Here is a 19,149-nt window from a genome sequence, read left to right on the forward strand (position 1 = left end):
CATCGCTACTGAGTGCTTTTCACTGGATGATCCGGTTTCTTGTCATTTCCGGCGATGAACGGGCTCCATGGCTGAGCACGAATTGGCGTATCAGTTTGCCATACCACGTTGAACTGCCCGTTAGCCTCAATTTCGCCAATCATCACCGGTTTGTGTAGATGGTGATTCGTCTTATCCATTGTCAGCGTAAATCCTGATGGTGCTGGATAGGTTTGTCCAGCCATCGCAGCACGAACCTTATCCACATCGGTTGATTTGGCTTTTTCTACTGCCTGGGCCCACATGTGCATACCTACCCAGGTAGCTTCCATCGGGTCATTGGTGACAGCAGTATCTGCATTCGGCAACTTATGTGCTTTGGCATAGGCTTTCCATTGTTCAACAAATGTCTTGTTAGTTGGATTATCCACCGATTGGAAGTAGTTCCAGGCGGCCAGATTCCCCACCAGTGGTTTGGTATCAATGCCACGCAGTTCCTCTTCCCCCACAGAGAATGCAATGACAGGTACATCAGTCGCTTTGATACCTTGGTTAGCTAACTCTTTGTAGAAGGGAACATTTGAATCGCCGTTGATGGTGGAAATAACGGCTGTTTTACCATCGGCAGAGAATTTCTTAATATTGCCCACAATAGTTTGGTAATCGCTATAACCAAACGGGGTATAAATCTCTTCGATATCTTTATCCTGAATACCTTTGGTATGCAGGAAAGCACGTAGGATTTTATTGGTAGTGCGCGGGTAAACATAATCAGTCCCTAACAGAATAAAACGTTTGGCACCGCCCCCATCTTCACTTAATAAGTATTCCACTGCGGGGATAGCCTGCTGGTTTGGTGCCGCGCCGGTATAGAACACGTTGGGCGACATTTCCTCCCCCTCATACTGTACTGGGTAGAACAGTAGGCCATTTAATTCTTCAAATACCGGTAATACAGATTTACGCGAAACCGACGTCCAGGCACCAAATACAACAGCGACTTTATCTTGTGTTAATAATTGCCGCGCTTTCTCGGCAAAGAGTGGCCAGTTAGATGCTGGGTCGACAATAACGGGTTCCAGTTGTTTACCCAATACACCACCATGAGCATTGATATCATCAATACTCATCAAAGCCATATCTTTCAATGGCGTTTCAGAGATGGCCATCGTACCGGACAACGAGTGCAAAATACCTACTTTGATGGTGTCGGCAGCCAGCGTGCCAAAAGCCACACCCATACTGATAACCGAAGCTGAAAGAGCAAAAACCTTAATCAAGTTACGATGTTGCATAGCGTTAACCTCTGGTCGTTGAGTAAAACACACAAGATCGGATTACTCTGCGCAATCGCCATGCCAGTTTTATATCTTAATAATTTAATTGAAGATTATAGATAACGTGGCCAAATAAGCGGATAAACGGCCTAATTGTCTGCACCAATAATGCGCAATGCACGGACACAGATAGTGCAACAATAAGAGGAAGTATGTGATTAGGTAATTAAAAAACAGAATGTGTTAATTCAGAGATTGGCGAGAAGAGTAGAGCTTAATTTTAACGAGAAACAGGAGTGCCAAATTGCCACTCCTGTTTTGTTATTAATAATCTATATCAGATACTTATATCGATATGATCAATTTTACTTTTTAGGACCACGGATACGTAGCGTCAAACCTTTCAGGAAATAACGCAAAACCTGATCACCACATGGGCGGAAGTTTTTGCTGCCCTCTTTGCGGAACAGTGCATTTAGCTCAGGTTTGGATACTGGGAATTCAACCGCATTAAAGACATCGTGCATATCGGTATCTTTCAACTCAAATGCCACACGTAGTTTTTTCAATACAATATTGTTGGTAATGACTGGCTCTACCGCTGGGGCCGGGAACTTGTCATCTTTACCACGTCTAAAAAAGATCAAACCATTAAGGAAATGTGCCATTACCAGATCAGGGCAATCCTGATAACCGGCCTCATCTTCTTTTTTAAGAAAATTAACGACATCCGCATTGTTCACTTCAAAATCAGCCAGCTTAATGATTTCTGCTATCTTGGTATCGTTTACGTTAAGCATGTAGCGAACACTACGGAGCACATCGTTGTTCATCATATTACTGCCCTATTCCTATTATTTAGAGTAGACGTGCGCGAATATCGCAAGAAAAACAAAAGGCTTCTTTCACGTCTAGCGGGCAGTATTGTATAGATTTACGTTGATTTTCTCAATGCAAATCTGATTAATGCGAAAAGTATGCATTCCGATAAAATAAACAAAAACCAATAATAAGGCAACTTGGAAGACCACGATAAATTAAATATTTTCTTCATCTTTCCATGCAACTAAATATCAGCTATTCATCTTACTATTATTGGGGGATTGATAAAGAGCAATATCCTCACCAATAATGTATTTTCTGCGTAATATGGCTGATATATTATCCATAATCATAACAATCACAACCATAATTAAGGTAATAAACATCACGACATCCCAGTTCCATAAGCGCATATTCTCGGCATAAACCAAACCAATCCCTCCGGCCCCGACAAAACCTAATACTGCAGCGGAACGCGTATTGGACTCGATTTGATAAAGACTTAACGCCAACAGTGTTGGAAAAGACTGCGTGAAAATGCCAAAGCGGTGTTTTTGTAGTGCATTTGCGCCCATGGCAGCCAGACCTTGATTAGGTGATTTATCAACAGCCTCATGTCCTTCGGCATAGAGTTTACCCAGCAACCCCATATCTTGCATGATAATAGCTAACACCCCCGCAAGTGGCCCCATCCCAACGGCACGAACAAAAATCAACCCCCAAATGGCCATATCGATACCACGAAAAATATCTAAAAAGCGCCGAATCATAAAGGAAACAATACGTAATCCCGGTGTCGACATGACGTTGCGTGCGGCCAGGAACGATAACGGTAACGCCAGTACCGTCGCGGTTAAGGTTCCTGCAAATACAATTGCCAAGGTAATAAATATCTGACTGAAATAGTATTTAAAGGGCCAATTGATAAAATCATGCCAAACAAACATACGCAAAAAATAGCGACTTATTTGCTGGCTGCCATTAGCAAATGTCAGCCAAGGGATACCAAAAACTTTGAAGAAAAACAGATAGTATAAAAAAATACCGATAGTAATAGCGGTAACTAACCTGATATATCGTTTTTGCTGTAAGAAAAACTGCGGATGTTGCTGTTTTAGAGCTAATATCTGTGTCGGTGTTAAATGATGAGTTAACATTATGAAGCTCCTTCCACAACACGCTGACGTAATTTACCCGAGGCGTAATCCAACAGCGATACCACAATAATAATCAGCAGCAATGTCATGCTCACCTGATCATAGCGGTCCAACTTTATTGACGTCATCAACTCCTGCCCAATCCCGCCAGCGCCAACCAGCCCTAAAATGGTCGATTGGCGGAAATTTATCTCCAGGCGCATAAAGCTATAGGAGAGAAATATCGGTTTTACCTGCGGCCACAGCGCAAAACGCATTCGTTGTAATTTACCCGCACCACAAGCGGCCAGCCCACGGACCGGTTTATCAGATGCTGTTTCAAGTGATTCATAGAACAACTTAGTCAGGCTGCCAATAGTATGTAATGCCAGCGCCAGAAAACCGGGGATTGCCCCGATACCAAAGGCCATAACAAACATCACTGCCCATGCCAATTCCGGCATGGTGCGTAAAAATGCTACGAAAGTTCGAATAGATAACCGTAACCAAGGCGGGCTTTGAGTATTATTTGCAGCCAGAAAGGCCAAGATAACCGCAACCACCACGGATAAAATAGTAGATGCCACTGCTAATTGCAGCGTTTCCCAAATCAGCGGCAACTGAATAGGTAACCGATAACCCCAATAAGCCAGAGAGCCCTCCGTGTGACCATCTGCGAATAAATTGTGCCAATGGAGTACGGGTATCGTTTCAGCTAGATAATCAAAGAAATGCGGAATAGAAATAAAAACAGTATGCAAATTAAACTCAGCAATACTTCCAGCACCAAGATAAATAATTGCCAGCGTTAATGACCAAATCAACGTCTCACGTTTCTGTTTACTACGAATTTGCTGATAGTAGTGGTTAAAATCAGTATTCAAAATAAGCTACCACCTAAAAGCAATAGCTCCGGCAAGCCAGAGCTATTTTGTTTTATCCGCCGGACCGAATTAACGATCACCTTTAGTTAATTCACGCTTCATATCAATGATCGTTTGATACTCACTGAGGGATGTTTCGCCAATATGCTGTTTGCCACCCATTGCTTTAATAAAGCAACCATGATCTTCTTTATCCAGTTTTTTAACCGCAGCCACTAATTGCGCTTTAAACTCAGGCGGTAATGCGCTGCGGACGAGAATCGGGCCATTGGGGATCAATGGCGACTGCCAGATGATACGGATCTGTTTCATTAAATCCGGGTGATCCATGCGAATCATGCGCGTAAATGCACCACTGGTGTAACCGGTGTTATAGTCACCTATCATTGAAGCCCAGGTGACTGCACCGGCAAATTGCCCATTAATAACGCCCAGAATATCTTGCTCATGACCACCAGAGAATGTCACGCTAGAGAAGAAGTTGTTATATTTGTTATCTGGTGTCCCACCAAGTTTCTGTTTAAAGCTTTGATTAGGGATCAGGAAACCGGAGGTGGAATCTGGGTCAGCAAAACCAAATGCTTTACCTTTCAAATCTTCAATTTTCTGATAAGGGCTATCAGCTTTTACAACAACAACAGAGTGATAACCGCGTGATTTGTCAGTATCATCGATAGCAATACCTACAATATCAACGGCTTTAGGATCTTTGATATAAACAGAGGCAAAAGAAGAAGGCGACATACTTAATACCAAATCAATCTTCCCACCCAATAAACCTTGTATTACGCCAGAATAATCGGAGGCATTATGTAGGTTTGTTTTTACATTTAACTCTTTATCTAAAAATTCTTTGACACACATATTATCGCCAATTTGTTGTGTCGCATTCTGCCCGCCAAGAATACCCAGATTAATTTCTTTTGGTGCATCCGCTGCTGTAGCATTAAAAACTATCAAACTTGCCACTAATGAGGTAAGACAAAATACTTTTTTCATTAAAATAACCTATTCGGATAAAGGGATAAGTGGGGATTAATGCAAAAGCTCGGTGGACTCGTCACTGTAAATATTTTGAATAATAGAATCATTCAGCATTGAGGGATGACCATCAAAGATAATCCGTCCATGGGCAATGCCAATCACTCGGGTACAATAGTCTTTCACTAAATCGACAGAATGTAAGTTCACGACTACCGCAATATCGTTTTCACTTATTTTCTGTAATGTATTCATAATGCGGGTGGTGTTTTTCGGATCCAAAGATGCGACGGGTTCATCAGCTAATAGTATTTTGGGGTTTTGCATCATGGCGCGGCAGATGGCCACCCGTTGCATTTGACCACCAGAGAGATTCTCGGCACGCTGCAACGCATGAGGTAACATATTAAGCCATTGTAATAGCTCAATTGCCCTGGCCCGGTCTTCATCAGCAAATATTTTGAAAAATGATTTAAACGTGGAGGTATAACTCAGGCGGCCTAATAAAACATTAGTTATCACATCAAGACGGGGTACCAAACAGAAATCTTGAAAAATCATGCCGCATTTTGCGCGCCATTTACGCATCTGCTTGGTTGTTAATGCCGTAATATTTTGCGTATCACCATTATCATGATAATTTATGATTTCACCGGCACTGCTGGGAATTGTGCCATTTAAAACATGTAATAATGTTGATTTACCGGCACCTGAGCGGCCAATAATTGCGACAAATTCACCAGCATGAAGCTCAAAATTTATATCATCCAAAACGCGGTGTTGAGATTTGTAAGCTTTAACTAATCCTTTAACGGCAAGTACCTTCTTACGCGGTTCTTGCACCGCAGCCGGATAGTCAGCCACAGTGAATTTACGTAATGCCTGGCCCATAACATGTCTCTCAGATTGCCTGTCGTCATGAGCTATTAACGGATAGTTCTATTGCATCTTGATGAAAGTTTTATGAGAGAAAGGTGACAAAAAATAGCCACCTTTCTTATATTTTACTCAATTACAGGATATTGATGAGTATCTAACTTCTTAATTTACGGTAGACAAATAGCACGACCAGTGAACCGACAACCGCCACGACAAAGCTACCAAAATTAAACCCATCAACTCTCCCCATACCAAAGAAGGTGCTAATATACCCTCCCACCAGGGCACCGACTACACCGAGAATAACGGTCATAATAAAGCCACCTCCATCCTCTCCGGGCATAATCCATTTAGCCAAAATACCGGCGATAAGACCAAAAATAATCCAAGATAGTATGCCCATAAACACCTCCGTAAAATTAATATTTGCTGCTAACTGGTTTGACTACCCACTGTTTTGATCCGCCTTTCAGCTTTGCGTTCAATCTTAAACACAGGTCTCAGGTAAACATAACGAGCTTAACCTGACAGTCTTAAAGCAGCTAACATCATTAAGTTAAGACCCGATTAACAAAATCTGCAAATCAGACCAGCTAAGTTCAACGCAGATCAAATAACCGGCTGTCGCGGCGAAAATATATGATTAACCCCTTGTTGTTTCAGTTTTTTCAACAAATCATATCCACCATTCGGCCCACTGTGGGCAAACTCTCGTTCACTCGTAAAGACAGGGCTGACCCAATACATATTAACCGGATCACCTTGTTGGTAAGGGAGCGTCAGATTATCTGCATCTGCATATAATGCTGATGATAAAATATAACCTTCATAACCCTGAGGGGCGACAGCCGATTCAAGTGTATGCCCTTCGCCAAGCCAAGTTATTTTACTCCAGGGAACATGAGCGAATCCCGCCAGTGCGCTGGCCATGTTGATAGCGTTGTCCTCATTAATATATTGGCTATCAATTGCAATCGCCATTTCCAGACGCCGGTATTGGGTCGCATCATCATTGAATAATATTTCAACCCACGGTTGAGGACGAATACTGACACCTAATGTCAGAAAATAATATATTCCTTCTTTCTCATGCTGGGAGATAGCCATTGGCGGCCATGTTCCCTGATCGATAGCATAATATTTCACCGATGGGCCAAAGTGCTGTTCATAACGCTGCATATAGTCAGCTTGCAAGGCAGGCCACGGATTCCCTTCTTCCTGTTGCCAGATCCGCCAAAATTGACGGGTATTTTGCGCACTGGCATATTGCGTATTAGTCGACGCTGATCCGAGGGGTAATGTCAGTGGATTATCTTTAATACAACTGGCGGAATAGCTAATGGAGTGATCAATATAGAGGCTCCAGCCAGGAATAATCGCCAGCAATTGCCCCTGATACCACAATGCTGCACCGTCGTCACTTTCAGACCAGACTATGGTAATAAACTGCGCATCCAATTCCGCCTCACCCGCCACATTACGGCAAAATTCTGCGGCTAATCGTGGGGCCAATCCTTGCTCAAGAGCGGAATTATCCGCCGATTGTGGCGCAGCAACCAGATTTCTCACCCAGCAGGCACGCACGGGGAAACGCTCCTCAAATGCCTCCTGCGGATAAATATAGAAGTAGACTACCCGATTATCCTGTTGCACCACGGCAACCAATGTCTGGTTTTCATTACTGACTTCGGCCAGCACCTCAGATTCTTTCATATCGCCTCAACTGTGTCGGCAAAGGGGGTCAGGCGAAACACACTGTATTGCCTGCCGTAAAATAAGCCTATTAGCGGGATACGGATAATCTCATGCTAATAACTTTAATGCTGATAATGTAAAACATGCCACGGTGTAGAACATGACATAGTGTAAAGCGTCTTATCCCTTTAAATCATCAGCAAAAGTCTCAAAAATACGCCGAAAACGATTATTATTTGAATCCTATTTTTTATAATCGATTCAATATGTTTCCATTGTGCGCCAACGTGATTATAGACGACCACCTGAATAACTATAACCAAATTGTTGATAGTCTACTGCCTGAATTCACGCTAAAATAAAGCCATTATTTCTTGTTGAATTGAAGGTTCACATGGCATATATACCGAAGAATTACACCCGTTTGGAAAGTGGTTATCGGGAAAAAGCACTGAAAATTTTCCCGTGGGTTTGCGGTAAATGTTCACGGGAGTTTGTTTATTCCAATTTGCGAGAACTGACAGTTCACCATATTGATCATGATCACAGCAATAATCCAGAAGATGGCAGTAATTGGGAGATGTTATGCCTTTTTTGCCATGATCATGAGCATTCTAAATACACCGAAGCAGACCAATATGGCTCTACAGTAATTGCCGGGGATGACGCCCAGAATGATCAGGGGGTTGCTACCCATAATCCATTCGCCAACCTTAAGTCTTTGATGAAGAAATAACGCTGTGTGGCCGTGGTATGCGTATGCGACACGGCCGACATGACATCGCAACCGGACTAAAAACCTAATAGCTGCCGGTAAGATTGAGTTTCTTGTTGTTGTGGCAGTAACCCTAATTTATCGGCTAACTGCTGGCATTCTACTTTAAGGCTATCCAGAGCCGTAGCATCATCGGTCATGATGGCTATTTCAGCAAAATCGCCAAGACCCGCCAAACTATCAACCGTGATATGAAACTTCCCGATAAAATAGATACTGCGGATTTTCTCAACAACAAATGCGGGCTGATAGCCTAACGTCACCAGCATGCTTTGCACCTTCGCTATATCCTCAATATTGCTGGCCTCACAGCGTTCAGTTCCCGGCCCTTTTACTATCCATAAACGGATACCTGACGGGTTCATCTCACGTAGCACCATACTGATCTGTTTAGCCGCTAAATCACCACCGTTGGCTTCCAGATAGATATCTTTTTCATTATTATTGAGGGTAAATGGCAATGCTTGATGTAATGCTAGTTTTTCATGTAAATGACTGATGTTCGATACATGGAACTTTAACTCAACTTCATATTTACCAACAAAATGCTCACTCATAAATACCTTACTAATCAGTGTAATTATTAAACCCGATCCTATACCTCATCATGTAACGATCAAAATATTTATCAGTATCCCGATGGGCCAACCTAACCTCAATACGCTGAATAACCGCCTGATTAATCATTAATGTTAGTAATGTTTAAACGACTAAAATGGTGAAGGTTGAAGACAATTTAAGCGCTAATAACGAGATGCAGCTCACAAAGTGTGCGATTTATCAGGAAACCCTTCCCTCCCTCATGTTTACTTCATGGCATCCGCAGAACACGTTCATATTAACCTAATGCGGGTGAGCACTAATAAAAATCAATGCCATTACAGGGAGCGGCACCAATGAATCAATCCAATGATGAAAAAATGCAAGCCTTGCTGAACCAGTTACGGTTGATCGTGGGTGTGCGCTACTTGTTAACCGGCGAGCGGCAAACGGAGCGCTATCGCACAGGGTTTCGCTCTGGTGCGGGGTCTGCTCTTGCGGTGGTATTCCCCTCCACGTTATTACAGCAATGGCAGTTGCTACAAGCCTGTGTAGCCGCCGATACCATTGTTATCATGCAGGCTGCGAACACTGGACTGACAGAAGGCTCAACCCCCAGTGGTAATGATTATGATCGGCCAATTGTTATATTAAATACTTTGCGCCTCAATCAAATCCAACTATTAAATGATGGGCAGCAGGTTATTGGTTTTCCCGGTAGTACCCTGAATCAGTTGGAGAAACGTCTGAAACCCTATGGCCGTGAACCTCATTCCGTCATTGGGTCCTCGTGTATCGGTGCATCGGTGGTGGGTGGTATTTGTAATAACTCAGGGGGGTCATTGGTTCAAAGAGGGCCAGCCTACACCGAGATGGCACTATACGCACAGATTGATGATCAAGGTAAGTTACAGTTAATAAATCATTTAGGGATTAACTTAGGCAATACACCAGAAGAGATTTTGCAACGGCTGGAACGGGGGAAATATCGTGCCAGCGATATTACACAGGGCACACAGCAAGCCTCAGATCATGAGTATGCCACGCGAGTAAGAGATATTGATGCGCCAACCCCTTCACGCTTCAATGCCGACCCAAGACGGTTATTTGAAGCCTCAGGATGTGCCGGTAAATTGGCTGTATTTGCGGTGCGGCTCGATACTTTCCCCAGTGAAACACAGCAGCAAGTCTTTTATATCGGTACCAATCAAACTCAGGTATTAACTGAATTACGTCGTGCAATTTTACGTGATTTTAAACACCTGCCGATAGCCGGTGAGTACATGCATCGCGATATTTTTGATATCGCTGAAGTATACGGTAAAGATACCTTTGTTATGATAAACCGCATGGGCACCAATAATATGCCCCGTTTTTTTACTCTAAAAGGTAAAATTGACGCTCGGCTTAGCAAAGTTCCTTTTCTAATCGACCATTTAACTGATCGGATAATGCAAGGCTTCAGCCAGGTATTGCCCAATCATTTACCTAAGCGGATTAAGACATATCGGAGTAAATATGAGCACCATCTGATGCTTAAAATGTCAGGTGCAGGTATTCCTGAAGCACAGCAATTTTTGAAGGACTTTTTTGCGACAGCGGAAGGAAATTTCATTACATGTACCGCTGATGAAGGTAAGAAAGCATTTTTACACCGTTTTGCCGCAGCAGGTGCCGCCGTGCGCTATCACGCCATTCACGCCGACAAAGTGGAGGATATTCTGGCTCTCGATATTGCTCTACCGCGTAATGAAGAACAGTGGTTTGAGACTCTTCCGGCAGAAATAGATCAATGCCTGGTCGCCAAGCTCTATTATGGTCATTTCTTGTGTCATGTTTTCCATCAAGACTATATCGTGAAGAAAGGTGTCGACACTCAGGCATTAAAACAAAAAATGCTGGCATTGCTCAATGACAAAGGTGCGGAATATCCGGCTGAACACAATGTGGGGCACCTCTATATAGCCAAACCTGCCTTGAAGAATTTTTACCAACAGATAGACCCAACTAACAGTTTTAATCCGGGGATTGGCAAGACCTCAAAACTTAAAAACTGGCAGAAAAAGTAATATCACACAGATACTGTGCTCCATATCAAGCCGATATTAGGCATTATCTGAATTCAAGCCCTCTATCTCCTGAATTCTGCCAAACAAACTATAGTCATAGTCTAGAGCCAACGAGGTTGGTGCGGCTAACACATGTTAGTCGGTATTAAGCTAAATCTGGGAGACAGAATGAAAATAATACTGTGGATTATCGCCATTATTTTTATTGTCGGTTTGCTGACGATTACTGGCGTGTTTAAATTAATTTTTTAATGTTTATCTGAGTGGTGTAAATATCACACCAGTACGTTAAGCAGAATTTGCAGGTCTGACTGCAAATTCTGCCATTTGAATACTGTTTTCTATACCTATTCTGATACCTGAGCTAAGCGACCTTGGGTATCTTTTTGCTGACGATAGCTTTTGGCCGCTCCTGGGATCGGGGCTGCTTTACCGGTTTCCATCCAACTACGCAGGCGGTTTGCATCAGCAAAATGCGTATATTTGCCAAAAGCATCTAACACCACAAGTGCTACAGGACGATTGCCAATGACGGTACGCATTGCCAGACAGTGCCCAGCTTGGTTTGTAAAACCAGTTTTAGTGAGCTGAATATTCCATTTATCGTTATAAACCAAATGGTTAGTATTACGGAATGGCAGTGTATAATTAGGATCACGGAAAGTTGCCATTTTCTCAGTCGTGGTGCTTAATTGCCCAATCAGTGGGTATTGTTTGGTTGCCATCAGTAACTTGGTCAAGTCACGCGCAGTCGAGACATTATCAATCGACAGACCAGTTGGCTCAACATAACGTGTTTTGGTCATTCCCAAAGATTTCGCTTTCACATTCATTGCTTTAATAAATGCGTTATAGCCACCTGGATAGTGATGCGCCAGACTCGCCGCAGCGCGGTTTTCTGATGACATCAATGCCAGTAGCAGCATATCTTTGCGGCTAATCTCACTGTTTACCCGAACCCGAGAAAACACCCCTTTCATTTCTTTAGTTTGATGAATATCTACTGAGATAATCTCATCCAATGGCAATTTGGCATCCAACACCACCATTGCTGTCATTAATTTGGTGATTGATGCAATAGGAACCACTTCATCTGCATTGTTAGCGTAAATAACTTTATTTGTTTGTAAATCAACCACCATCGCACTGCCGGATGCCAGTTCCAAGGGAGCTTTCCCTTTAATTTCAGCCATCCCACCACTGGCTGTGGCTAAAGGAATGACGCTGATACCGGTAGATAAAAGCAAAAAACTTAATAGTGCAAAACGGATTTTCACATGCATGTTCGTCAGCTTAGACAGGTTGTCGGGAGTGATTGTGGTTGGTCCGGCGCATTATAAATTACAGCAATGACCTGCGCACCACACATTCTTCAAATGATTGTTACAAAGATTAAAACTGCCTAATCGCTACTCATCGGTAAACATTTTTCAAAGAAAGGAACAGTTACTGATTGTGAGCATTATTTTGAAAGATAGTAATTGTTTATAAAACAATCAAGCAGCCATAGTGAACGAATTTGGGTTAGGCTAATTCAATGCTGCTAAATTGCGCGGGATGTGACGTTAATTGGTGGAGAGATTAATGCTATAAATCTAAACAGACTCTCAATAATAATGAAAAAAAACTTATAAGACTCATTGTTAGCCTATAATTACCAACATAATTTTTAGATATACCCTAAATAATTCGAGTTGCAGGACGGAGGCAAGCAAGAGACAAATCGGTCGGGAAGCTATTTGAACAGCATTTATGCTGCCCGCAGGGTGAGCCTCAGGGATGAGGCTCATTAACCCGATGAGTTTACCTGTGTAAGTGATTCAGTTGATTGAACGTAGCCAACGCAGATGCAGCTTGAAGTATGACGGATATAAAACTGATTCATAGGTATTTATATGGGAACAACAATCTTTGGTATTCTCTTCGGTGTATTTCTAATAGCGGCAGGTTTAGCGGATATCCATGATGAAAATCTAGCATCACTCACGTTCTGGGTTGATGCATTGCTGATTCTTGTTGGTGCAGTATTCCTATTAGGTATTGCAAAATTTATCGGGCGTAAAAAGAAATAACCGCGCCGTTTATCAGAAAGGCCGCACGCGGCCTTTTCATTGTCAGCCAATTATGCCAAATCACTCATCACTAACTGTGCTATTTCAAAGTAAATAATCAGGCCCGTACCATCAATAAAGGTAGCAATAAAAGGCGCAGAAACCACAGCAGGATCAATTGACATCCGCTTTAATACCATTGGAATAATAGAAGAGACAATGGCACTCCACACGGTGATGGCAACAACAGTCAAGCTCACCACGATGGTGACTTCCATTCCTACGCCCAAGAACCAAGCGCGGATCCAGGCAGCCAGGCCAATAGTCGTTGCCACCATAAGAGAAGTAGAAATCTCTTTACGCAATACCGCCCCTACATTGCGCAGACTCACCTCCCCCAAGGCCATGGCCCGCACCAGAGTCGAGGTGATTTGCGTACCACTGTTACCGCCGGTTCCAATCAGTAATGGAATAAAGAAAGCCAGAGCGATAGCCGCTTCCAACTGCTCTTCAAACGCTTTCAATACTGTTCCGGTATAAGCTTCTGCCACAAACAGCAGTAATAACCATATAACGCGTTTGCGCCATAATGTTATCGGACTCGTTTGCAAATAAGGCTCATCGAGAGGCAGGCTGGCACCTTGCCGTTGGGCATCCTCAGTATTTTCATCTTCAATCAATTCGGCAATATCTTTCGCCCGTAATACCCCCACTAATTTTCCGTGGCTTAATACCGGAACAATGTCCAGACCGCTTTTTGCCAATAAACTTGCCGCTTCATGGCGATCCTGATCTGGAGATAGTGAGAAATAACTCTGATTGATAATTTGGAATACTTTTATATCCGGCTGATCTTCAGTCAGTAAATTCTTAACCGAGAGTAAGCCGACCAAATGCTGCTTGCCATTGGTTACCAACAATTGCGTTGGTATTTCATTGTCTGAAATATTCTGCAAGAAATAGGCTTTAGCCTCAGAGACTGACATATCAGCCGATACCGTAATATAAGCATCGCTGATATAGGCACCTAAGGTGGACTCTTTATCCTCGCCTTGATTGGATTGGTTTGGTATTGCTAAATCGAGATGTGAACTCATAAATGACCCTATTACTGTTATAAATTAGCTAAACAGTCCTCACATAGGGGCGCAACCAGATTAGAGAGTGCTCTATGGCTATCTCCGTGTCTAAGTTTTAGCACTATACAACGTATCTGATTTCTCAGAAGTTACTTTGGGTTATACCTTAATCCGATATAACCTGTCCTAACCTTGGGCGTCTCTGGACGTCGTCAGATCAGTAACCTGTGTTTGTATAGGAGCCTCGCCTAACGAGATACTGCATTTAAAATGCAGGCACACTATAAACGCGATACTTAAAATAAATCAAAAGAACAATCATTCTTCTTTAGGCTATATTTAAGATAGATATTCGCCTAATGAATATAAAAACAGTGAAAACCTACGCCCGTAAAATTGTAATCGCAATGTCTTTTGAGGTTTTTAACGCACGGATTTCGCTAAATAAATCGCTGGCTTCAGCATATTCTTTACGTAAATAACCCAACCACTGTTTGATACGGGCAACATGATACAAGCCGGTATCGCCCTGTTTCTCCAACAGCACATATTTTTGCAATAGCTTGACCACTTCAGGCCAGCTCATACGCGGTTCGTTATACTTAACTACCCGGCTCAGATTCGGTACATTCAATGCACCGCGCCCTAGCATCACGGCATCGCAGCCCGTGACCTTCATGCATTCCTGCGCGCTCTGGTAATCCCAGATTTCACCATTGGCGATCACGGGGATAGTCAGCCGCTGGCGGATCTCGCTAATTGCCTGCCAGTTAATGCGCTCGGCTTGGTAACCATCTTCTTTGGTGCGGCCATGCACCGCCAGTTCAGTCGCGCCAGCTTGTTGCACTGCGTCAGCGATTTCAAACTGACGATCACCAGAATCCCAGCCCAAACGAATTTTGACAGTGACCGGCAAGTGCGCTGGCACTGCTTCACGCATCGCTTTGGCCCCCTGATAGATCAGTTCAGGATCTTTCAGCAATGTGGCACCACCGCCACTACCATTAACGAGCTTTGAAGGACATCCGCAGTTGAGGTCAACGCCGTACGAGCCAAGTTCTACTGCGCGAGCCGCGTTTTCCGCCAGCCACTCTGGATATTGACCCAATAATTGGATGCGAACTAAGGTGCCTGATGGAGTACGGCTTTGATGATGTAATTCAGGACAGAGACGATAGAAGGATTTTGCCGGCAAAAGTTGATCGACCACCCGTAAAAACTCGGTGATACAAAGGTCATAATCGTTCACTTCGCTGAGGAGTTCGCGCACCAGTGAGTCTAATACCCCTTCCATCGGCGCCAATAATACTCGCATGCTAATTACCCTGATCCATTATCCGCACTCGCCCAGTATAACCGTAAAAAAGACCGGCAATGATACGGGGAAGTTGGGGTGCAAAACAAGGAATAACCCAGTAAGCACGCCGATTCAGATGAAAAAAAACCGCCTCAAAGAAGCGGTTTGATCAGCGAAAGGGATTACTGCTTATTCGCCGGGTTTACTACTACGACCACGTGAAGAAGGGCCCGCCGGGCGACGTTGACCATCAGCCTGGCTACGTGGGCGACTGTTACGGCTATCGCCGCGACCGGCTGCACCACCGCCATTCTGTGGGCGACCCGCGCTACTACCACGGCCCATTCCTGGACGTTGTGCACCACGACCCTGACGGCCATTTTGAATCGGATCAGCTTTGATGCTTGGATCCGGCTCATAGCCATCCAGCGCGATGCGCGGAATTTCACGTTTCAGTAAACGCTCAATATCACGCAACAGTTTATGCTCATCAACGCAAACCAGTGAAATCGCTTCACCTGTGCGTTCCGCGCGGCCAGTACGGCCGATACGGTGCACGTAATCTTCTGGTACGTTAGGTAATTCATAGTTAACCACATGGGGTAACTGATCAATATCCAGACCACGGGCAGCAATATCAGTGGCTACCAGTACACGGATTTTACCGTCTTTAAAATCAGCCAATGCACGAGTACGTGCACCCTGGCTCTTATTACCGTGAATTGCCGCTGCGGTAATGCCGTCTTTATTCAGTTGTTCAGCCAAATGGTTAGCACCATGCTTAGTGCGGTTAAACACCAACACTTGCTGCCAGTTGCCTTCACCAATCATCTGAGACAATAATTCACGTTTGCGGTTTTTATCCACAAAATGAACACTTTGCGCGATTTGCTCAGAAGCAGTATTGCGACGCGCCACTTCAACAGAAGCTGGGTTGTTCAACAATTTGCTCGCCAAACCTTTAATCTCGTCTGAGAAGGTGGCGGAGAACAGCAAGTTCTGGCGCTTAGCGGGCAGTTTTGCCAATACGCGGCGGATGTCGTGAATAAAGCCCATATCCAGCATGCGGTCAGCTTCGTCCAATACCAAAATCTCAATCTTGGACAAATCTACTGCGTTCTGATGTTCCAGATCCAGTAAACGGCCAGGCGTCGCCACCAAAATATCAACACCACCACGCAATTTCATCATCTGTGGGTTAATGCTAACGCCACCAAATACCACCAGCGAACGTAGCTTCAGATATTTACTGTAACTCTGTACGTTTTCGTCAATCTGCGCAGCCAGTTCACGGGTCGGCGTTAAGATCAACGCACGTACCGGGCGACGGCCTTTAATTGGCTGTTGATCCAGACTAAGCAGTTGCAACAACGGCAAGGTGAAACCCGCAGTTTTACCGGTACCGGTTTGCGCGCTGGCCATTAAATCACGGCCTTCCAATACCACAGGAATTGCCTGACGTTGAATCGGTGTCGGCACAAGGTAGCCCTGCTCTTCAACAGCACGCAGGATGTCGGCGTTTAGGCCGAGAGAATCAAATGACATATTACAAGAAGCTCCAGATCTTCCCAATCCCAACGATATCGTCAGGTGCAGTTTCAAGGGAAGATTATCAGACGAGGCATGAATTGAGGCATTACCACGAGGATTGGCACAAACTGCAGTGCACCATTACGGCTGATTGTAGCAGATCTTTAGCAAGAAAAGGGATATTTACACATTTCTTAAGATTTTTATTAGCGCAAACATCAAGAGAATTGATTTATTACTTGTCATTTATCCATCCCCGATCGCAAAAACAGGGCTTTTATTCACGCTGACTTTACATCTTCTTTGGGGAGGCCTAAAGTTAATCATATGATTGATTTATTGTTCAGCTATCCATTGGCATTCAACTAATTTCAATTTATTGAGTATGGTGACTATGTCTCATTCCACACCTCATTCTTTAATATCATCTGCTCCCGTGACCAGCCGTGGTGAGCAAGCCCGCCAACAATTGATTCACGCGGCTACCGAATTATTCGGTGAGTTAGGCCTGAAAGGGGCCACTACTCGGGATATCGCGCAGCGGTCAGGGCAGAATATTGCAGCCATCACCTACTATTTCAACTCTAAAGAAGGGTTGTATCTGGCGGTCGCGCAACAAATAGCAGATTTCATTCAGCAGACCTTCTCACCGTTGGCGCAAGAGATTGACCAGTTTCTCCAACAACCGATTCACGCACAAACGGCCGAGCAACAGTTGCATTTTATTCGCCGTGGGTTGCTGGAATTCAGCCATCTAATGACGCAGCCAGAAACGTTGAATATAAGTAAAATCATGGCGCGTGAGCAACTCTCTCCGAGCGACGCTTACCCACTGATTCATATGCAGGCTATTGCGCCATTACACCAAAAACTCAATCTACTACTGGCCGCATTTATTGGTGCCGATGCCAGTGCGACCAAAACGATTCTTCATACCCATGCCTTGATTGGTGAAGTGCTGGCCTTTCGCATGGGCCGCGAGACTATCCGTCGCCAGGCCGGTTGGCTGGATATTGGTGAGGCAGAAAGTGAAATGATCAATCAGGTACTTATCGAGCACATTGACCTGCTGCTTTACGGACTGCGAGGCAAATCAATACGGTGAGCTTATTAAATGGGGCGTTATAAAATTGTAGCTATAGAAATGGTTGATAGGGAGCATTATGAATCGCAAGAAGATTATAGTGGCCGTCGTTATTGTTGCCCTACTGGCGGCAGTAGGTTATGGCTGGAGCTACTACCGTCAACAACACGACGCATCATTGACGTTGTATGGCAATGTGGATATTCGCACAGTGAACTTGGGCTTTCGGGTTGGTGGTCGGCTGGCTTCTCTGACTGTCGATGAAGGGGATAAAATCCAGCCAGGGGAAGTACTGGGGAAACTGGATAACGGCCCTTATCTCAATGCACTCAAACAAGCGCAAGCCAATGTTCAAAGCGCGCAAGCACAATTAGCTTTATTGAAGGCAGGATACCGTGACGAGGAGATAGCACAGGTAAAATCTGAAGTTGCTCAGCGAGAAGCCGCATTTAGCTATGCTGATAGCTTCCTAAAACGCCAACAAGGGTTGTGGTCAAGTAAAGCCACCTCTGCCAACGAGCTAGAAAATGCGCGGACTGCCCGTAATCAAGCACAGGCTAATCTGCAAGCCTCCAAAGATAAGCTTGCACAATATTTGAGTGGCAACCGGCCACAGGAAATTGCGCAAGCCGAAGCGAATCTGGCCCAAAGTGAAGCGGAACTGGCTCAAGCTCAACTCAATCTGCAAGACACCACCCTGCTTGCGCCATCAGCGGGTACCGTACTCACTCGTGCGGTTGAACCGGGGACCATTTTATCCGCCAGTAACACCGTATTTACTCTGTCATTGACCGATCCGGTATGGGTACGGGCCTACGTCAGTGAACCCCACTTGAATCAGGCCATTCCCGGTACCGAAGTCGACGTATTTACCGATGGTCGCCCAGGCAAGCCATATCACGGCAAAATAGGTTTCGTATCACCCACGGCAGAATTTACCCCTAAAAGTGTTGAAACACCGGAACTGCGTACCGATCTGGTTTATCGCTTACGTATCATTATCACTGATGCCGATGAATCGTTGCGACAAGGTATGCCCGTCACCATCCGTTTCGCACAACCTTAAGGTGG

At 44.3% G+C, this 19,149-nt stretch carries 19 protein-coding genes and 1 riboswitch; of the genes, 6 read left to right on the forward strand and 13 right to left on the reverse strand.

The window, feature by feature from the left end; translation table 11 throughout:
• Positions 1-5 precede the first annotated feature (5 nt).
• The 8 genes from urtA to EL015_RS14120 all read right to left on the reverse strand — a co-directional run bounded on the left by urtA (position 6) and on the right by EL015_RS14120 (position 7,671).
• The gene (urtA, locus tag EL015_RS14085; protein ID WP_005189601.1) at positions 6-1,274 is read right to left on the reverse strand and encodes an urea ABC transporter substrate-binding protein; all 1,269 of its coding nucleotides are present in this window, start codon (positions 1,272-1,274) and stop codon (positions 6-8) included.
• A 347-nt stretch (positions 1,275-1,621) separates the two neighbouring features.
• Positions 1,622-2,092: a YehS family protein gene (locus EL015_RS14090; protein ID WP_032907205.1), complete on the reverse strand. Its 471-nt coding sequence runs from the start codon at positions 2,090-2,092 to the stop codon at positions 1,622-1,624.
• Between the two features lie 237 nt (positions 2,093-2,329).
• On the reverse strand, positions 2,330-3,235 hold the full coding sequence (phnE, locus tag EL015_RS14095) for a phosphonate ABC transporter, permease protein PhnE (RefSeq protein ID WP_005189595.1): 906 nt from the start codon (positions 3,233-3,235) through the stop codon (positions 2,330-2,332).
• On the reverse strand, positions 3,235-4,098 hold the full coding sequence (gene phnE / locus EL015_RS14100) for a phosphonate ABC transporter, permease protein PhnE (protein ID WP_032907202.1): 864 nt from the start codon (positions 4,096-4,098) through the stop codon (positions 3,235-3,237). The genes phnE (EL015_RS14095) and phnE (EL015_RS14100) overlap by 1 nt, the downstream gene beginning before the upstream one ends.
• A gap of 69 nt (positions 4,099-4,167) precedes the next feature.
• Entirely contained in the window at positions 4,168-5,097 is a 930-nt protein-coding gene (phnD, locus tag EL015_RS14105) for a phosphonate ABC transporter substrate-binding protein (RefSeq protein WP_005189592.1), read from the reverse strand.
• 36 nt (positions 5,098-5,133) lie between these two features.
• Complete coding sequence (phnC, locus tag EL015_RS14110) at positions 5,134-5,970, reverse strand: phosphonate ABC transporter ATP-binding protein (RefSeq protein WP_005189589.1); 837 nt, start codon at positions 5,968-5,970, stop codon at positions 5,134-5,136.
• A 142-nt stretch (positions 5,971-6,112) separates the two neighbouring features.
• Complete coding sequence (locus EL015_RS14115; RefSeq protein ID WP_005189587.1) at positions 6,113-6,361, reverse strand: GlsB/YeaQ/YmgE family stress response membrane protein; 249 nt, start codon at positions 6,359-6,361, stop codon at positions 6,113-6,115.
• 206 nt (positions 6,362-6,567) lie between these two features.
• On the reverse strand, positions 6,568-7,671 hold the full coding sequence (locus EL015_RS14120; protein WP_005189585.1) for a suppressor of fused domain protein: 1,104 nt from the start codon (positions 7,669-7,671) through the stop codon (positions 6,568-6,570).
• A 376-nt stretch (positions 7,672-8,047) separates the two neighbouring features.
• On the opposite strand from EL015_RS14120, the gene yajD reads away from it, so the two are divergent.
• Complete coding sequence (gene yajD, locus EL015_RS14125) at positions 8,048-8,389, forward strand: HNH nuclease YajD (RefSeq protein ID WP_005189583.1); 342 nt, start codon at positions 8,048-8,050, stop codon at positions 8,387-8,389.
• 56 nt (positions 8,390-8,445) lie between these two features.
• Here yajD and EL015_RS14130 read toward each other — a convergent pair whose 3' ends face one another.
• On the reverse strand, positions 8,446-8,985 hold the full coding sequence (locus tag EL015_RS14130) for a class IV adenylate cyclase (protein WP_005189582.1): 540 nt from the start codon (positions 8,983-8,985) through the stop codon (positions 8,446-8,448).
• A gap of 339 nt (positions 8,986-9,324) precedes the next feature.
• Between EL015_RS14130 and dld the strand changes: the two genes are divergently transcribed.
• Together dld and EL015_RS22210 are read left to right on the forward strand one after the other, a co-directional pair.
• On the forward strand, positions 9,325-11,037 hold the full coding sequence (gene dld / locus EL015_RS14135) for a D-lactate dehydrogenase (protein ID WP_032907199.1): 1,713 nt from the start codon (positions 9,325-9,327) through the stop codon (positions 11,035-11,037).
• A 168-nt stretch (positions 11,038-11,205) separates the two neighbouring features.
• Positions 11,206-11,289: a small membrane protein YohP gene (locus tag EL015_RS22210; protein WP_017346848.1), complete on the forward strand. Its 84-nt coding sequence runs from the start codon at positions 11,206-11,208 to the stop codon at positions 11,287-11,289.
• Between the two features lie 95 nt (positions 11,290-11,384).
• On the opposite strand, the gene pbpG is transcribed toward EL015_RS22210, so the two are convergent.
• Complete coding sequence (pbpG, locus tag EL015_RS14140) at positions 11,385-12,320, reverse strand: D-alanyl-D-alanine endopeptidase (protein WP_005189576.1); 936 nt, start codon at positions 12,318-12,320, stop codon at positions 11,385-11,387.
• Between the two features lie 612 nt (positions 12,321-12,932).
• On the opposite strand from pbpG, the gene EL015_RS14145 reads away from it, so the two are divergent.
• A complete protein-coding gene (locus EL015_RS14145) occupies positions 12,933-13,109 on the forward strand; it encodes a hypothetical protein (RefSeq protein ID WP_005189574.1) in 177 nt (58 codons plus the stop codon).
• A gap of 50 nt (positions 13,110-13,159) precedes the next feature.
• On the opposite strand, the gene mgtE is transcribed toward EL015_RS14145, so the two are convergent.
• From mgtE to rhlE, 3 genes are all read right to left on the reverse strand, one after another.
• Positions 13,160-14,185, reverse strand: a complete 1,026-nt coding sequence (gene mgtE, locus EL015_RS14150) for a magnesium transporter (RefSeq protein WP_005189572.1) — start codon at positions 14,183-14,185, stop codon at positions 13,160-13,162.
• A 75-nt stretch (positions 14,186-14,260) separates the two neighbouring features.
• Positions 14,261-14,430: riboswitch (M-box (ykoK) riboswitch) on the reverse strand.
• A 119-nt stretch (positions 14,431-14,549) separates the two neighbouring features.
• Positions 14,550-15,482 carry a tRNA dihydrouridine(16) synthase DusC gene (gene dusC / locus EL015_RS14155; RefSeq protein ID WP_005189567.1) on the reverse strand — a complete coding sequence of 311 codons (933 nt, stop codon included), beginning with the start codon at positions 15,480-15,482 and terminating at the stop codon, positions 14,550-14,552.
• A gap of 171 nt (positions 15,483-15,653) precedes the next feature.
• Complete coding sequence (gene rhlE, locus EL015_RS14160) at positions 15,654-17,009, reverse strand: ATP-dependent RNA helicase RhlE (RefSeq protein ID WP_005189563.1); 1,356 nt, start codon at positions 17,007-17,009, stop codon at positions 15,654-15,656.
• A gap of 379 nt (positions 17,010-17,388) precedes the next feature.
• Between rhlE and EL015_RS14165 the strand changes: the two genes are divergently transcribed.
• Together EL015_RS14165 and hlyD are read left to right on the forward strand one after the other, a co-directional pair.
• A complete protein-coding gene (locus tag EL015_RS14165) occupies positions 17,389-18,099 on the forward strand; it encodes a transcriptional regulator (protein WP_032907197.1) in 711 nt (236 codons plus the stop codon).
• Between the two features lie 58 nt (positions 18,100-18,157).
• Positions 18,158-19,144 carry a secretion protein HlyD gene (gene hlyD / locus EL015_RS14170; RefSeq protein ID WP_032907196.1) on the forward strand — a complete coding sequence of 329 codons (987 nt, stop codon included), beginning with the start codon at positions 18,158-18,160 and terminating at the stop codon, positions 19,142-19,144.
• Positions 19,145-19,149: the final 5 nt, after the last annotated feature.

The sequence above is a fragment of the Yersinia intermedia genome (assembly GCF_900635455.1).
GTDB lineage: Bacteria > Pseudomonadota > Gammaproteobacteria > Enterobacterales > Enterobacteriaceae > Yersinia > Yersinia intermedia.

Bases quoted from the DNA above. Each gene is read 5' to 3' on its own strand.
- urtA (WP_005189601.1), bottom strand. From the start codon at position 1,274: ATGCAACATCGTAACTTGATTAAGGTTTTTGCTCTTTCAGCTTCGGTT.
- EL015_RS14090 (WP_032907205.1), bottom strand. From the start codon at position 2,092: ATGATGAACAACGATGTGCTCCGTAGTGTTCGCTACATGCTTAACGTA.
- phnE (WP_005189595.1), bottom strand. From the start codon at position 3,235: ATGTTAACTCATCATTTAACACCGACACAGATATTAGCTCTAAAACAG.
- phnD (WP_005189592.1), bottom strand. From the start codon at position 5,097: ATGAAAAAAGTATTTTGTCTTACCTCATTAGTGGCAAGTTTGATAGTT.
- phnC (WP_005189589.1), bottom strand. From the start codon at position 5,970: ATGGGCCAGGCATTACGTAAATTCACTGTGGCTGACTATCCGGCTGCG.
- EL015_RS14115 (WP_005189587.1), bottom strand. From the start codon at position 6,361: ATGGGCATACTATCTTGGATTATTTTTGGTCTTATCGCCGGTATTTTG.
- EL015_RS14120 (WP_005189585.1), bottom strand. From the start codon at position 7,671: ATGAAAGAATCTGAGGTGCTGGCCGAAGTCAGTAATGAAAACCAGACA.
- yajD (WP_005189583.1), top strand. From the start codon at position 8,048: ATGGCATATATACCGAAGAATTACACCCGTTTGGAAAGTGGTTATCGG.
- EL015_RS14130 (WP_005189582.1), bottom strand. From the start codon at position 8,985: ATGAGTGAGCATTTTGTTGGTAAATATGAAGTTGAGTTAAAGTTCCAT.
- dld (WP_032907199.1), top strand. From the start codon at position 9,325: ATGAATCAATCCAATGATGAAAAAATGCAAGCCTTGCTGAACCAGTTA.
- EL015_RS22210 (WP_017346848.1), top strand. From the start codon at position 11,206: ATGAAAATAATACTGTGGATTATCGCCATTATTTTTATTGTCGGTTTG.
- pbpG (WP_005189576.1), bottom strand. From the start codon at position 12,320: ATGCATGTGAAAATCCGTTTTGCACTATTAAGTTTTTTGCTTTTATCT.
- EL015_RS14145 (WP_005189574.1), top strand. From the start codon at position 12,933: ATGGGAACAACAATCTTTGGTATTCTCTTCGGTGTATTTCTAATAGCG.
- mgtE (WP_005189572.1), bottom strand. From the start codon at position 14,185: ATGAGTTCACATCTCGATTTAGCAATACCAAACCAATCCAATCAAGGC.
- dusC (WP_005189567.1), bottom strand. From the start codon at position 15,482: ATGCGAGTATTATTGGCGCCGATGGAAGGGGTATTAGACTCACTGGTG.
- rhlE (WP_005189563.1), bottom strand. From the start codon at position 17,009: ATGTCATTTGATTCTCTCGGCCTAAACGCCGACATCCTGCGTGCTGTT.
- EL015_RS14165 (WP_032907197.1), top strand. From the start codon at position 17,389: ATGTCTCATTCCACACCTCATTCTTTAATATCATCTGCTCCCGTGACC.
- hlyD (WP_032907196.1), top strand. From the start codon at position 18,158: ATGAATCGCAAGAAGATTATAGTGGCCGTCGTTATTGTTGCCCTACTG.